We start from the raw sequence: 14,089 nt of genomic DNA, 5'->3' as shown, positions 1-14,089 counted from the left end.
AGCTAGCCAGCCCGGCTGATGCGAGCGCCGCAGTCGCCGACATGACCGCCAAAGACGCGGCGCTGACGTTGCCGTTCGACGATAAACCCGTTCCCACGCAGCCGTTTTCGATCCCACGCCATCCCGGGATTGCCGCGCTGACCTACCACTGGACCGCGCTCTACCCCGACCCCGGCGCCCCCCGATTTTCGGTGACCGCGTTGAGCGCCCACGGCCAATACGTGCTCGCGCAGACGGCGATATCGGCCGACAACGCCGATGTAGCAGGACAATTGATCGCCACCACCCTGGATTTGCAGCAGCCCGCGATCGACACGTTCAAGCCCACCGCCCGCGATCAGCTGGCCCAGCTGCCGCTGGATCCCGACGGGCTGATGGCCCGCACGCTGGCGCCCCGGCCCGAAAACGAGTCGATCAGCGACGGCATCTATGACGCCCACGGGGCGCTACACCTGGCCACCGGCGACCCGGTCCATCTCGCGGCGCTGTTCAAATCGGCCAACGTGCAGCAGGTCTCCTACGTCGTCGAGACCCGGGTCTATCAGACCCCCGACGCCGGCGCAGCGGCGCGCATCGTGGCGGACATGTCCGGGCCCCACCAAGTCGGGGGGGTCAGCGGCATGCCCAAGGCGAAATGCTTCAACGAAGCCTTGGGCTATTGGTGCGTGGCCCGCGCGGAGCGCTACGCCTACGAGATGCAAAACGAACAAGAGCATGCGTTGCATCAAATGATGGCCGCCCAATACCGCATGCTAACCGGGAAATGAGCAGCTGATGCCACTTGCTGTCGGAACGATCATCGCCGGATACCGCATCGAAGGTGTGCTCGGCTCCGGGGGGATGGGCACGGTCTATCTGGCGCGCCACCGCACCCTGCCCCGCAGCGATGCGTTGAAGATCCTGTCCGCCGAACTGTCGGTGGACCGCCAATTTAGAGTCCGATTCACCCGCGAAGCCGACCTGGCCGCCACCTTGAACCACCCGAACATCGTGCGGGTGTATGACCGCGGCGAAGCCGACGACGGGCACCTGTGGATCGCCATGGAGTACGTCGAAGGTACTGCAGCCAACGATCTGGACCGCGCCAATCTCACCCCGACTCGCATCGTGCGCATCATCACCGACGTCGCCGCCGCCCTGGACTACGCCCACTCCAGGCGGGTGCTGCACCGCGACATCAAACCCGGCAACTTCTTGATCTCCGCGCCCGGCAGCGACCACGAACGACTGTTGTTGGCCGACTTCGGGATTGCGCGCGCCCTCGACGAGGCCACCACGTTGACCGCCACGGGCTCGATGGTCGGGACCGCCGCCTACGCCGCCCCCGAGACGATCGAAGGCCGGCCGGCCGATCACCGCAGCGACATCTACTCACTGGGCTGCGCCCTGTTTCGGCTGCTGACCAGCCACACCCCCTACGAGGACAACTCCTTGTCGGCGATGCTGGCCGGACACCTGATGCGCCCCGTCCCGCGGCCCACCGACGTCAACCCGGCCCTACCGCCAGCGATCAACGACGTGATCGCCCGCGCGCTGGCCAAAGACCCCGCCGCACGCTTCCAAACCGCTGGGGCGCTGGCCGCCGCCACCGCCGCCGCGTTGACCAATCATCCTGCGCCGCCGACCACGACCGGCCCCAGCGGCATACCGGGAAGCCACCCCTCAAATCCCACCCTGACCTACCCACCAACCCCACCTCCCGGGGCGAGCTCCGCGCCACCGTGGCCGGCCTATGCCCCACACGGAGCAGCCGCGCCCGTAAACCATGGCGTGCCCCAACATTTCACGGGCACACCACCCTCGCCCGGCGGACCGGATTCCACGCCGCAACCCGCGCGCCGCAAACGCACTCGCCTCATCGCGGCCGCAGCCGTCCTGGTTGCGGCACTGCTTACAGCCAGCGTCGTGGTGGGTATCCACCTGTTCGGCCACCCCAGCGGGGGCCTGGGCCCCTATGAACCCCAAACGCTGAACACCAAATTCGGCGCCGTCAAACTCGAGCACCGCCCGGTGGCGATCGCCGCGCTAGGACCCGGCGATCCCGATGCCGTCCTGTCGCTGGGTGCCCAACCGGTCCTGATGAACGCCGCCGGCGCCACCGTGCCCAGCTGGCTGCAACCGCTCATCCAATCATCGCCACCGGTGTTCGCCGCCGCCGACCCCGCAGCGATCGCCGCGGCAAAACCCGACCTCATCATCGACACCGGCGACATCGACCAACCCACCTACAACGCGTTGACGGCGATCGCCCCCACCCTCACCCAGCCCGCCGACAATTCCCAGGACTGGAGCTGGCAGACCCAACTGAACTGGATCGCCACCGCCCTGGGCCGCGCCGACGCCGCGAAAACCCTGGTCGACAAAGCACAATCGGAGCAGAACACCGTCCGCTCCGAGCATCGCAGCTTCCAGGGCAAATCGGTCGTCGCGGTCAACTACACCGGCACCACCACCACCGCAGCCGCGACACCATCGCCACCGAGCAGCTACCTGGAAAGCATCGGCTTCACGTACAACACTCACTACAAGCGCAGCCCCGGCGGGCCGGCGCAAGTGCCGTTCAACATCAACGACGTCGACTACATCGCTCAACGCAGCGACGTCATGCTGCTACTGCGCAGCGACCCAGGAGCCGGGGGCGGGGGATACGCCGGCCTGCCCGCCAAATACACCAGTTTCGGTGGCACCCTGGTCATCATCGACGACCCCGCCACCATCAACGCGCTCACCACCGGTGGCCCCGCAGCCACCAGCTACCTCAACACCGCACTGGTCACCAAACTCGCCAACCAAATCCACTAAAGCTTTGCCGACAAGGCACGAGCAGTGCTAAACGGCCCTCCACTGGTCGGGCTTCTTCTTGTCGCTGAGATGGCGGACCCGAGCCACCAGCGGCGAATGGCCGTGCTGTTTGGCCCAGGCGATAGCTTCTTGCTGGGTCGAAGCCTGGTGCAGCTCGCTATCGGCGTGATCTTCAACGACGAAGTGCGAGATCGCGTCTCCTTCGCGGCCTTTGGGTCGCGGTTCGACATAGACATTGGCCATGGGCGGTTCTCCCTGCTACGTACCGGTCCGACGAATCTAGGCATACCCACAACGAGGCCGCGATCACACGGGATGCGATGGACGCCGATAGGCGGCCAAGCCGCCGAGTCACAGGATGCGGTAGCCGATCTCAGAGGCTGCTGCTTGCGTGATCGACCAGACGAGCGGGTGGTTGAGTGGGCGGGAGAACGACGGCATCGCGGGTAGCGAGTTTGCGGCGGCAGTCCACAGCACAATGTTCGGGCGGCCAGTCATCGTCGACGGGACGTATAGCCCGTCGAGTTCGGGCCAGGTCGTGTAGATCGCGCGGGCCCACCGCCGGCATATGGAGCGAGGTGCAGCTAGCAGCGCAGCTGATGCACCGTTGCGCAGCAGCCACGTTCCCGACAGGTCGAGCAGACGTAGTTTCCGTTGGGGCTTCCAGGCGGTCAGAGTTGGAGCGCCGGCCCGGGTGTCGATCATGCGCGTGGTCTGGTAGACCTCCGCGAGGCTGGTTGTGACATCGGCGGCCGCGTATAGGACGCCCTCTGCGCACATGCGGGGTTCAGCGTCAGGATGCGGATCCCAGCGCATTGAGGGCAGCGGCCCGAAGGTGCGTAGCTTGTTCCAGGGCAGTACGAACTCGCCTTCGGTGCGGTGGACCCGCCACAGCGTGCCGGTGTAACTGATGCTGTCGTCAGCGTGCCGGGTGAGCTGCTGGGGGGGCGTCTTGGGGACCTTGGGTGTGGAGCGCGGGCTCACCAGCGGCCGAGATCCCGGATGAACCCGGCGACCAACGAGGCGTCACCGCCGGCGGCCAAGTGTTCGATCGGTGTTCGGCCGTCAAAGTCGGGCTGCGGGGTATGCATGAACACATCGAGCACCGCGGGGGTGGTGCCAGGTGGTATCGCCGGGACGATCAAGTCCAACCCGGGAAGCAGTTCATTACCCAGGAACTGCCACTTGGGGATGCGCCGCGTTCCCTGAAGGTCGAAGGCCCACAACTGTTTTCCGGTGATCCGTCGTGACACGCGGGACCGGTCGACGCCGAGGAGGACGGCGGCTTCTTTGATGCTGACGGATCCTGAGACTGCACTCGTAAGTTGGCGCAACGCGACGCGGGCCCGAGCCTGCCGTTCGTCGTCAGCTGACCATCGGTCGATAGCCGTCGCCGTGCTGGGTTCGGCGTGCTCGCGGAGGAAGTCCACTTCCACCGCCGACAAGGTGGCCGCTGCAGGGATTGCCGCAAATGCAGAGTCAAGCTCGTGCAGGACCTCGTCGACGGTGAGACCGATTTGATGTTTGGCGAGTAGAGCGCCTAGAGCGGGAGCAGCCGACCCTTTCATAACGCACATCATAGCACGCGTATGCGTCACTGTGCGGGCGCGCATGGTGGCTCGAACGCAGCCAAGGCATCTCCGGCACGCTGCGCCAAGCACGACACCTGCACCTCCAGCTCGTGAAGGCCACCGACCTTGAGACCTGCACGACAGCTTTCCAACCGGTCTTGGGCGCTGGTGGGGGAGCGGTTGGCTCTCCGGTCACCGACCTTTGCGCAGGATGTGAACGCGCGCTTTAGGGGCGATGAGCGGGGCGCCTTTGGGGCCCTTGATGTAGTCGCCGATGTATTTTGGCTTGCGCCAGCTGTGGTTGGGACTCCAGGCCTGTTGGCGCCAGTGGCCAGACACTGGGAAGCGGTGGGTGTAGGTGCGGGCGGGCTCACCAACCGACTCTGAGCCCGCCGCCCGCGGCCGGAGCTCGACGATGGTCACCGTCGAAGGTTCGCGTGCTGGCCGCGCGGCTGGTGGGTGGTCGTCGGGGGCGTCGGCGGGTTGCGGCCCAGCGGGCGGGGGCGGTCCGATCGTTCGGGTCTCGGCGACATTGGCCTGCGCCATGAGAAGCCAGGCCGCTCCGACTGCGCTGATGAATGGGTGCGCGGTTTCGGAACCGTTGGCCTCGTCGGTGCGGGGGACGTCCGGTTTGACCATGATCGTTTGCGCGCCCCATACCGGGGAGGTGGTATGGGCCAGTCGCAGGACTTCGGCGTTTTGTTCTGCTCGTGAGAACGGCACAAGTTGGAGTGAGCCGTCGGGCCTGCTCCACCACCACACACCGTCCCACGGCACGTCGATGATGGTGGCGACGTCGGGGGTAAGGCGTTGGGGCATGTATGCCGGGTCGTTGAGTCCGGCTTCGACCGCTTCGGGAATGGGCGTACCGGCCGGGACGGTGCCCGCCGATTTGGTCCAGCACAGCATGCCGGTCGGCGCCGGCAATGCGGCCACGGGAGTCCATTCGGGTAGTGAGGCGGCTGCGTCCAGGACGACGTCGACCATGTCGCGCGCAACCCAGTACAGCTCTGCGGTGCGCAAGGCCTGTGCTTCAGCACGCATGGTGGCGGCAGCGCCGGCGAAGCTTGCGATCAGTCGTTGAATCTTTTTCGCGGCTGCGATGTCGTGAGCCGAGGCGTTGGGCGGCGGAGGAGTCTTGTACTGGTCGAATGAGAGGTCTGCACTGGCTTCAAAGGCGTTGCACCATTGGCGGCGGATGGTGGGGACACTGGTCGCCGCCCACGGCGCCGCGCTACGCCGCCGACTCATGGGATCCCTCGTTGACAGTCGAGGTGTCGCGCCTGGTCGTCGTCATAGGAGTATTTTCCTCCCTCGGCGGGCGCTGATCAGCGGTGATCTCGCTGCGGCGCTTCTCCCGATGGCGAACACCACTGTCCGTAGGGTCTGGCACACTCAAAACCCATGTGGCTGCGCCTTCTTGTCGCCCCATGGTGGGTGCGGTGGCTGATAGGTGCTGCAGTCACCGCGGCCACACTCGCCGCCATCGCGGCGTTACTGTTCCCGAGGGTTTTCACCACCACTGGTGCGTTGCGGGGTTGGTTGGCGGTCGCCGGATTCGGCATGATCATCTCTGCGTCGATGCTCTACGTCCAAGCCCCGCTGCAGCAGCGCCTCGTTACGCCCATCGTCGGGCTCGACCGCGAGCAGCGGGCCCAGATCTGGAAAGCGTGGCGCCGCGGCGAAATTCCTGCGGATTCGGGCGCACTGGCCGCAGCTACCACGATGGCTGCCCTCGCCCTGCGCTCTCTCCGCCGGCCACAGCGCGGGGCCTCAAAAGTGGTGTGGGTGGTGCCTGTTCTGTTCGCTGTGTTGGTGATCCTCGCCTTCGTCACCCATGACGTGCGGCATGGCATCTTCTGGGCCGGGTTCGTCCTGTACTTCACGACGTATCACACGTGGCTCGGCTATCGGCGGCGCCGCCTCACACAACATCTCGAGTCCTTGCGCGCAGCCGCACGCGACCGCGGGATACCCACCGAGTTGGAGGGCTCGGCATCTCTGCCCAGTCGACGGATCTGGGCGCTGGTCGCGTTGTTCGTCGTGGTCGGAGTCACTGTTGGCGCAATGGCATACCTGTCGGATCGGCCGGATCCGGACTGCCGCAGCGCCAATGCCGCCCTTGCGGACAGCTATCGCACCGATATCACCGGGGCATGGCTTGGGGTGATGAACCGCGGTGATGTTGACCGATATCGTGCTTGGTCGGACCAATTGCACAGCTATGCGCGGCAACCATCTAACGGGCCCGTCGGTGGCCATCTGCGCCGGATGGCGGATCTGTCCGGTCAGGCGGTCTCACTGCTCGAAGACATCGGTCGCGACAAAACATCAAGCGCACCAGCAGATGTCGTCGCCAGGGATCAGAACGCTTACTTGAACACGATTACCCAGATGCTCGACGAGCAAGAAGGTCTACTCGCAATCTGTCAGTCCACCAAGTGAACCCAGCCGCACGATCGCTGAGCGTCGAGATGCGACGAAGAGAGCGCAGCCATGCCGAGGGCGTGAGCAAGGCGACGACTATGTTTGCCGTGGAGGTCATCGCTCGGCGAAGCTGGCGGCTATGCTAGGCTAGGGCTCGGCCGCGGGACTGAGGAATACCGTTGTGTCGCTTTGGTTATGGGCAGCGGCGCGGTTGCGGTGATCGTCGCGTAGGCAGCCGAATACTTTGCGGACGAGTCGGCGTTCGACTCGGCGCATTGCTTGGGCGTGTGAGTCGCCGCCGTCACGGCGTTTGCGGTAGTAGGCCTCGCTGGGTCCGTTGTGTTGGATTTGTAGGAGCGCGATGCGGTACAGGGCGGCGTTGAGCTGCCGATTGCCTGACCGACGAGCGCCGCGGTGCACAACTTTCGCGCCCGACCAGTGCGGAACCGGCGCCACCCCGGCATGGCGAGCAAATGCGGCTTCATTGCGGAACCGCGACACCACAGCCACCTCGCCAATGATTTTCGCCGCGGTCAACCCCGCACAACCACGCAACTCGAGCAGCGAGGAATGTATCGCCTCAACCTGCGCCGTGATGCGTCGTTCCAGGCTGTTGATTCGCTGGGTGAGCGCAGTGACGTCGTCGAGCTCATCGCGGGCGAGTTCGGCGACAAGCCCCGGTTGGGTGGCCAGCCAGTCCCGCAGAGCCTCCTGATGCTTGAAGCGCTGCATCGAGCCGGTCGGTGGTGCGTGCGACGGGTCGAGCTCATGCACCCTCCACAGCAGGCGGTTGATCACCGCGGTGCGGAAGGCGACAAGATCTTCACGACGGTTGACCAACAACTGCAATTCCCGCGAGATCACATCATGGCTGGCCACCGGCAGGTCCGGTTCGCGCAACACCGCTCGGGCGACCGACAGGGCGTCGATCGGGTCGGATTTCCCCGGCGTCCGGGCCGAGGCACGGGTTCGGGCCATCAGGTGCGGTGGCACCCGCACGACACGTTGTCCTGCGCCCAGGAGGTCCCGCTCGAGCCGCGAGGTCACGCTGCGGCAATCTTCGATGCCCCACACCAGGTCGCTGCCGAAACGACGGCGTGCCCAATCCAAGGCTTTCAGATGCCCGTCGGTGGTGGCCCGTACGGTGAATTCGGCGAGTTTGCGGCCCACGGCATCGGCCGCCACCAGCGTGTGAGTGGCCTTGTGTGCGTCTACACCAATGACAAGCATCCGCCGGTCCTTCCTGACAGCGCCGAATGAGCCCGGCGACACTCCACGGTGGTCGGGGACGGGCAGTTGGGGCGGCCCCTACCCGGTGTCGGCACCTTTATGAAAAGCCGGGCGGACCGGCACGACAACGAACAGCCGGGCATCGGGTTTGGGTTGTCGACCACCGCGGCGCGGCAGTGGTGATCACCTCGATGTAAGTGACGCACCCTCGCTGTCCCGACACGTCGGCCAGCCCGTCACGCTGCGCGGTGGCACCTTCGTCCTTGGCGCAGCCATAGCTGGCAGGGAATACCGCGAGCCAGGCGCGCAACGATCAAGACTGCCTCAGCGTAACTCCGCACCCCCGCCGTCGGTAGACAGAATGTGCTTGGGCGCTACCCTCAGCCCGTGACGAGGTACGCCCGGCCGGCTGGCGCAGTAGCAGGGATTTCTTCGCCTTTGGGGCTAGTTTTCCGCGGAAAACTGCCGAGACAACGCAACGGAATTTGAGAGCTGAAATCATGGCTTGCAATGCGCAACGTGGCCGTCCCAGGTTGCGCGCTTGCCGATACGCAGGTCGCTGCAAACCTGTGACCAGGAATAGTGGATAACTTTCGTTCGCGGAACAAATCCTCCAAAACCAGCATAGTCGTACTTACAGTCGACGCCTGAGGCATTCGCAGGTGCGCCTTTGTAAATGAAATGAGTCTGGTCCGAAAATGTGCCGCCGGGAGTGCGGTTTTTGCAGAACTGATACCACTCCGGTATATCACCGCAGCAATTACTATTGCAGGTAGCTTGTGCGGGCGGAGCATCAATCAAGGTTGCCGCTGATCCGACCGTTAACGCCAAGACAAGCAAGGCAGCGAGCGTGCAAAGGTGTCGGGTACGACTCTTGAGCTGTTGCTGAAGGTTGCTCGGCGACACGCCGTAGATCCCGGTCTCGGTTGATGGGCTGTTAGTCATTTCGCTTTTCCTTGGTTCGCGCTTTTAGGGTCACCTAATAGGCTCTCTGAGCTCAAGGTATATGTCCAACATCTATATATGATCGGAGGTAGCATCATGAGTTATGAGTGCAGGTCAGCGCCGCCGATCGATCCCGGATCTGAGGCACCTGGAATATTTCGTTTCCGTCGTCGACGAGGGCAGCTTCACCAAGGCGGCGATGAAGGCCTACGTTGCGCAATCAGGAGTCAGCGCCCAAATTCGCCGACTGGAACGTGAATTGGGGGGAGGCGACTTGCTGGACCGCACCGGCACGACCGTGAGGCCGACCGCGGTGGGTGAGGCAGTGCTTCCCTATGCGCGCGCCGCGCTCGCCGCCGTGCGTGAGGCTCAACTAGTCATCGACGAGATGGTCGGACTGGTCCGAGGCCGCCTCGTCATAGGCAGTATCGGCTCGCGCCGAGTCAATATTGCGGAATTGCTCGCAGGATTTCACCGTACTTACCCCGCCGTCGACATAACCTTGACCGAGGCCGACTCGCTGAGCCTAGAGGAACGGCTGTTAACGGGCAGCATGGACGCTGCCATTGTTTCACGCGGACGCGACCGACCGAGCGGCCTTGCTTATCAGGACCTGGTTGACGACGAAATAGCGGGCGCCGTTTGCGCCGACGATTCGTTAGTTGGCCTGGCCAATATTGATATTGACGCGCTGCGTGATCGCGACATCGTGACCCTGCAGCCCGGTGCGGGAACTCGGTCCCGATTCGAGGCCGCGTGCAAGAAAGCCGGGTTCACACCACGCATACGGTTCGAGGTGTCCGATCCCGCAGTTGTAGCTGAATTGGCCGCCCACGGGTTGGGTCTGGCGATCCTCCCGGCCTCCTTCGCCACCAGTGTCGATGCCCTGCACTGCTTCACGATCGGCGAGCCTCCGTTACGAGCTCAAGTGGCACTTGCCTGGCGCGACGCGCCTGGCAGTCCGGCTTCTCGTGCACTGTTGGCGTACGCACGAAGTGTGTATGACCAGACCCTCATCTTCAGCTTGCAGCCGTGATGGTTCGCTGAGCGGGGGGCTACTCGCACGCTCCAGTCAAGGTGCCTCAAGCCGGGTATTCGTCACCGTTGACGAATGACCTCGCGCACGAGGATTCGGAGCACATCCCACCTACCTGGTGAGCAACGCGAAAGCGAAGGTGACTGCGCTGAGTCGGCGTCCACCGGAGTCGCATCCCGGACGGACCGACAGACCGATCAAGGTGCCGATCATGCTCAAGCGGGTCGATCGCGAGGTGTTCACCCGCTGGGTTCAGCCGGGGTAGCAGACGCGGCGATTGCAATCCGGGTGAGCGACGCGCCAGGTGTCGTACGGATGTGAAGAGCGCGTCGCTGCGCCTTGTCATACCTTTGTCAATGGCCAGGTTGAAGTATCCGCTGGTGGCCAGATAGAAGTATCCACCCCGTGCGGTAGTTCCTAAGTTGGCTGGGGCTGCTCCTTTCGGTGTCGGGCGTCTTTCATGCGGTAGGAGTCGCCGTCGGTGATGACGACGGTGGCGTGGTGCAGCAGGCGGTCGAGGATGCTGACGGCGGTGGTCTGTTCGGGTAGGAAGCGGCCCCATTGCTCGAAGGGCCAGTGCGATCCGATGGCCAGGGAGCGGCGTTCGTAGGCTCCGGCGACGAGGCGGAACAGTAGTTGGGTACCGGTGTCGTCCAGGGGTGCGAATCCGAGTTCGTCGAGGATGATCAGGTCGACTCGCAGCAGAGATTCGATGATCTTGCCGACGGTGTTGTCGGCCAGGCCGCGGTAGAGGGTTTCGACGAGGTCGGCGGCGGTGAAGTAGCGGACCTTGTGTCCGGCGTGGATGGCCGCGGTCCCCAACCCGATGAGAGTGTGGGACTTACCGGTGCCGGCTGGGCCGATGATCGCCAGGTTCTGTTGCGCTCGAATCCATTCCAAATTGGCGAGGTAGTCGAAGGTCTTCGGCTGGATCGAGGAGGCGGCCACGTCGAACGATTCCAGCGTCTTCGGGACCGGGAAGGCCGCGGCTTTGAGCCGGTTGACGACGTTGGAGGCATCCCGTGCCGCCAACTCGGTTTCGATCAGGGTCCGTAGGACTTCCTCGGGGGTCCAGCGTTGGGTCTTGGCGGTGATCAAGACCTCCGGTGCGGTGCGGCGCACCGCGGCCAGCTTCAACCGCCGCAGCCCGGCATCCAGATCGGCGGCCAGTGGTGGAACCGATGGTGGTGCAATGGGTTTGGTATCGGTGACTGGTGGTGGTTTGGTCATGAGATCACCTCGCCGTCGGATACGATCGGTGTGATCTTGTAGGCGTCCAGGGATCGGGTTGGGGCGATCGGTAGGTCCAGGATCAGCGCGTCGCCGGCAGGGCGGGGTTGTGGTGTGCCGGTGCCGGCGGCGAGGATCGAGCGCACGTCGGCGGCACGGAACCTCCGGAACGCCACCGCCCGGTGCAGCGCGCAGACCAGGGCGTCGGCGCCGTGGGCGGCACCGAGGGCGAGCAGGATCTCCAACTCCGAGGCCAGTCGGGTGTTGCCGATCGCCGCGGCACCGACGAGGAATGCCTGGGCGTCGACGCCGAGGTCGCAGAACTGCTTCTCGACCGTGGTCTTCGGGCGCGGTCCGCGACTGGGGGCCGCCCGCGGGCCGTCGTAGTGGTCGTCGAGGATCGAGACACCACCGGGTGCGACGAGTTCGTGTTCAGCCACGATCACCCCGGTGGCGGGCTCCAGCAGACAGATCGCGCCGTGGTCGACGACCACGGCCACCGTGGTGCCGATCAACCTCATCGGCACCGAGTAGCGGGCCGACCCGTACCGAATGCAGGACAGGCGGTCGACCTTGCGCAGCACCGACGGTGCCCCGATCTGCAACCTCAGCGATGGGAGTGGTTGCAGCAGTTCACGTTCGGCGATCAGCCGTTCGTCGGGGATCGCGCAGATCTCCGAATGGGTCGCGGCGTTCACTTCCGCGCACCACGCTTCGGCCGCCGCGTTGGCATCACGCAGAGTAATCGGCTTCCCGGTGACGGCGGCCTCGGTCAACAACGGGACAGCCAGATCGTCCTGCGCGTACCCGCACAGGTTCTCCACGATGCCCTTGGACTGTGGGTCGCTGGCGTGACAGAAATCCGGGGCGAACCCGTAGTGGCTGGCCAGACGTACGTAGTCCGGGGTGGGGACGACAACGTTGGCGACCACGCCGCCTTTGAGGCAGGCCATCCGGTCGGCCAGCACCCTCGCTGGGACCCCGCCGGCGGCGGCCAGGGCTTCGGCGATCAACGCCAACGTGGTCGAGGCACGCTCGTCGGTGGCGAAGCGCACGAACCGCCACCGGGAGAACGCCAGCACCGCACAGAACAGGAACAACCCCGGTGCGACTTGGGCCCAGTCGATCACCAGATACTCGCCCGGCTCCCACACCGCCGGACGACGGCCACGGTGATTAGTGCTGCGCCACAACGCTTTCGCATCCGCGACCAGCCGCCGAAAGTTACGGTCAGAACCCGTGTATCCGGCGGCTCGGGCCTTCGGGAGCAGCCGCTTGGCCGAAATCCGACCGTGCGACTTCTCCACGCGTTCGGCGACCAGATCGGCCACCGAGTCGTAGTTATGCGGCCGTTCGGCCCGCGGCGGCGGCGACACACCGGCCTGGTCAGCCTCGAACTTATCGACGACCTTCTTGACGGTGCGGTGGGTGGTGCCACACTCCTCGGCGGCGGCCCTATACGACCCGAGCTGTTGGTAGGCAGAAATGATGTCCATGCGGTCCTTCGCAGACTTCAATGGAACTCCCCGGTGGTGATGGCGATTGGTTGGCGCCTTCACCGTCACCATCGGGGCCCGCAGTTCCTGATCGACACGACGAACACGGGGTGGATACCTTTACCTGGCCAAAAACGGATACCTCTACTTGGCCGCCAGTGGGTACTTTTTCATCGCCACGGACAACCTTCGTGCTAAACCGGCATCATGACTCGGCTGTACACAAAGAACGGCAGACCGCTCCAGGTCTCCGGTTCCTCGCTCTACTCCTCATCGGGCCAGTACATCGGGGAGATCCAGGGCGATCGAGTTTTTGCTCCTGACGGCAACTACGCGGGCACCATCGTCGGGGGCCGTGTTGTCTACCGCAGCACCCACAGCGCACGGATCAGCAGCCCGAGCATTCGGGCGCCGCGGGCAGGATCGGCAGCGGCACCTCACGCGCCTTCTGCGATTTGGGGTGACGAACCGAACTTTCCGGACTAAGCAGGCCTTCGCCTTACCCGTAAGTTAACCGCGGCCAGCTCGCGAGCTGGAGCGCTTCGGTGCCGCCGCCGCGGCCACCCATTGTCACCGGTGAAAAGGGGGGCGGTGCGGGAATGGGATGAGTACTCGGCGGGCCAACGGGCGGCCGAGCTCTTCAGTGCGGCGAGTTTAGCCGTTATGCCTTGCCAGCCGGCTGTGGCGCTAAGCGTAGAACGTATCGATTGATCGACGCCCGCGTGGATGGCCTACTCTGCATCAACCGCTGCTGGAGTGGGCCGTCCTGGCACCCCGATCGGGCCGACCGTGACCCTGGTCGCCACCCCCGCTTATGCGCAGAGGTCGACCGCGACTATCTCGATGTCGCCCGGCAGCGCCTGCTCGGGCTACAACGCAATTCGTCACAGTGACGTAATACTCACAATATGGTAAATCCGCCGAGTGAGTGAAGATCCTGCGATACGCATGGTGAATCTGGTCAGCCGTGGGTGCGTCCAGTTCGGCACACCCGATGGGCAGCGCCGCCGTGTTCGTGGCGCCTCGAATCGAGGCTGACGGGACTCAATCACCTTGAGAAACAGTTGCTTTTATCCAAATCAGTCACATCGGTTTACGTACACGTGCGTCCGACGACGCCACGGATCCACAGCGAACAGCTATCCGGTAGCTGATTAAGAGCCTTGCTGCGACCAATCAGTTTGCACCGCAACATGATTCGCCGATATTTTATCTATGGTCAACTAGAGCACGCCAATGGGCCGCGCATGCTGCGACTATACGGCATCCACCGCACAGCCGTGGTGCAGATGACGCACCGACCGACGCCGGCAAGAAAATCAATAGCCCGCCGAAGTGTCCGTTGTCGTTCT

12 protein-coding genes are annotated in these 14,089 nt (G+C 64.4%); 4 read left to right on the top strand and 8 right to left on the bottom strand.

Annotation, left to right across the window (positions count from 1 at the left end):
- Both HMPREF0591_RS30460 and HMPREF0591_RS26115 read left to right on the top strand, forming a co-directional pair.
- A partial coding sequence (locus HMPREF0591_RS30460; RefSeq protein ID WP_007171767.1) for a DUF7373 family lipoprotein occupies positions 1 to 767 on the top strand: 767 nt, incomplete at its 5' end.
- A gap of 7 nt (positions 768 to 774) precedes the next feature.
- Positions 775 to 2,802, top strand: a complete 2,028-nt coding sequence (locus HMPREF0591_RS26115; protein ID WP_007171766.1) for a serine/threonine-protein kinase — start codon at positions 775 to 777, stop codon at positions 2,800 to 2,802.
- Positions 2,803 to 2,829: 27 nt separating this feature from the next.
- Here the strand turns inward: HMPREF0591_RS26115 and HMPREF0591_RS26110 are convergent, their stop codons facing one another.
- From HMPREF0591_RS26110 to HMPREF0591_RS26095, 4 genes are all read right to left on the bottom strand, one after another.
- Complete coding sequence (locus HMPREF0591_RS26110) at positions 2,830 to 3,045, bottom strand: hypothetical protein (RefSeq protein WP_007171765.1); 216 nt, start codon at positions 3,043 to 3,045, stop codon at positions 2,830 to 2,832.
- A 108-nt stretch (positions 3,046 to 3,153) separates the two neighbouring features.
- Positions 3,154 to 3,786 carry an RES family NAD+ phosphorylase gene (locus tag HMPREF0591_RS26105; protein WP_007171764.1) on the bottom strand — a complete coding sequence of 211 codons (633 nt, stop codon included), beginning with the start codon at positions 3,784 to 3,786 and terminating at the stop codon, positions 3,154 to 3,156.
- Positions 3,783 to 4,238, bottom strand: coding sequence for a helix-turn-helix domain-containing protein (locus HMPREF0591_RS26100; protein ID WP_244269114.1), 456 nt, complete (start codon positions 4,236 to 4,238; stop codon positions 3,783 to 3,785). Before HMPREF0591_RS26100 ends, HMPREF0591_RS26105 begins: the two co-directional genes overlap by 4 nt.
- Positions 4,239 to 4,565: 327 nt before the next feature.
- Positions 4,566 to 5,624, bottom strand: coding sequence for a hypothetical protein (locus tag HMPREF0591_RS26095; protein WP_007171762.1), 1,059 nt, complete (start codon positions 5,622 to 5,624; stop codon positions 4,566 to 4,568).
- A 153-nt stretch (positions 5,625 to 5,777) separates the two neighbouring features.
- On the opposite strand from HMPREF0591_RS26095, the gene HMPREF0591_RS26090 reads away from it, so the two are divergent.
- Positions 5,778 to 6,818: a hypothetical protein gene (locus tag HMPREF0591_RS26090; protein ID WP_007171761.1), complete on the top strand. Its 1,041-nt coding sequence runs from the start codon at positions 5,778 to 5,780 to the stop codon at positions 6,816 to 6,818.
- A 129-nt stretch (positions 6,819 to 6,947) separates the two neighbouring features.
- On the opposite strand, the gene HMPREF0591_RS26085 is transcribed toward HMPREF0591_RS26090, so the two are convergent.
- Positions 6,948 to 8,030, bottom strand: coding sequence for an IS110 family RNA-guided transposase (locus HMPREF0591_RS26085; RefSeq protein WP_007171759.1), 1,083 nt, complete (start codon positions 8,028 to 8,030; stop codon positions 6,948 to 6,950).
- 498 nt (positions 8,031 to 8,528) lie between these two features.
- Positions 8,529 to 8,975, bottom strand: coding sequence for a hypothetical protein (locus HMPREF0591_RS32615; RefSeq protein ID WP_157137571.1), 447 nt, complete (start codon positions 8,973 to 8,975; stop codon positions 8,529 to 8,531).
- A 103-nt stretch (positions 8,976 to 9,078) separates the two neighbouring features.
- On the opposite strand from HMPREF0591_RS32615, the gene HMPREF0591_RS26080 reads away from it, so the two are divergent.
- Positions 9,079 to 10,011, top strand: coding sequence for a LysR family transcriptional regulator (locus HMPREF0591_RS26080; RefSeq protein WP_007171757.1), 933 nt, complete (start codon positions 9,079 to 9,081; stop codon positions 10,009 to 10,011).
- A 417-nt stretch (positions 10,012 to 10,428) separates the two neighbouring features.
- Here HMPREF0591_RS26080 and istB read toward each other — a convergent pair whose 3' ends face one another.
- Entirely contained in the window at positions 10,429 to 11,241 is an 813-nt protein-coding gene (istB, locus tag HMPREF0591_RS26075) for an IS21-like element helper ATPase IstB (protein ID WP_007171755.1), read from the bottom strand.
- Positions 11,238 to 12,758: an IS21 family transposase gene (gene istA / locus HMPREF0591_RS26070; protein ID WP_083802072.1), complete on the bottom strand. Its 1,521-nt coding sequence runs from the start codon at positions 12,756 to 12,758 to the stop codon at positions 11,238 to 11,240. The genes istB and istA overlap by 4 nt, the downstream gene beginning before the upstream one ends.
- Positions 12,759 to 14,089: the final 1,331 nt, after the last annotated feature.

This window comes from Mycobacterium parascrofulaceum ATCC BAA-614, from assembly GCF_000164135.1.
GTDB lineage: Bacteria > Actinomycetota > Actinomycetes > Mycobacteriales > Mycobacteriaceae > Mycobacterium > Mycobacterium parascrofulaceum.
The sequence above is the reverse complement of the archived record's forward strand: the minus strand, read 5'-3'. Positions and strand labels throughout refer to the sequence as shown.

Excerpts from the sequence above, each read along its gene's own strand:
- HMPREF0591_RS26085 (WP_007171759.1), bottom strand. The coding sequence starts at position 8,030 with ATGCTTGTCATTGGTGTAGACGCACACAAGGCCACTCACACGCTGGTG.
- istB (WP_007171755.1), bottom strand. The coding sequence starts at position 11,241 with ATGACCAAACCACCACCAGTCACCGATACCAAACCCATTGCACCACCA.
- HMPREF0591_RS26080 (WP_007171757.1), top strand. The coding sequence starts at position 9,079 with ATGAGTGCAGGTCAGCGCCGCCGATCGATCCCGGATCTGAGGCACCTG.
- HMPREF0591_RS26095 (WP_007171762.1), bottom strand. The coding sequence starts at position 5,624 with ATGAGTCGGCGGCGTAGCGCGGCGCCGTGGGCGGCGACCAGTGTCCCC.
- HMPREF0591_RS26090 (WP_007171761.1), top strand. The coding sequence starts at position 5,778 with ATGTGGCTGCGCCTTCTTGTCGCCCCATGGTGGGTGCGGTGGCTGATA.
- HMPREF0591_RS32615 (WP_157137571.1), bottom strand. The coding sequence starts at position 8,975 with ATGACTAACAGCCCATCAACCGAGACCGGGATCTACGGCGTGTCGCCG.
- HMPREF0591_RS26110 (WP_007171765.1), bottom strand. The coding sequence starts at position 3,045 with ATGGCCAATGTCTATGTCGAACCGCGACCCAAAGGCCGCGAAGGAGAC.
- HMPREF0591_RS26115 (WP_007171766.1), top strand. The coding sequence starts at position 775 with ATGCCACTTGCTGTCGGAACGATCATCGCCGGATACCGCATCGAAGGT.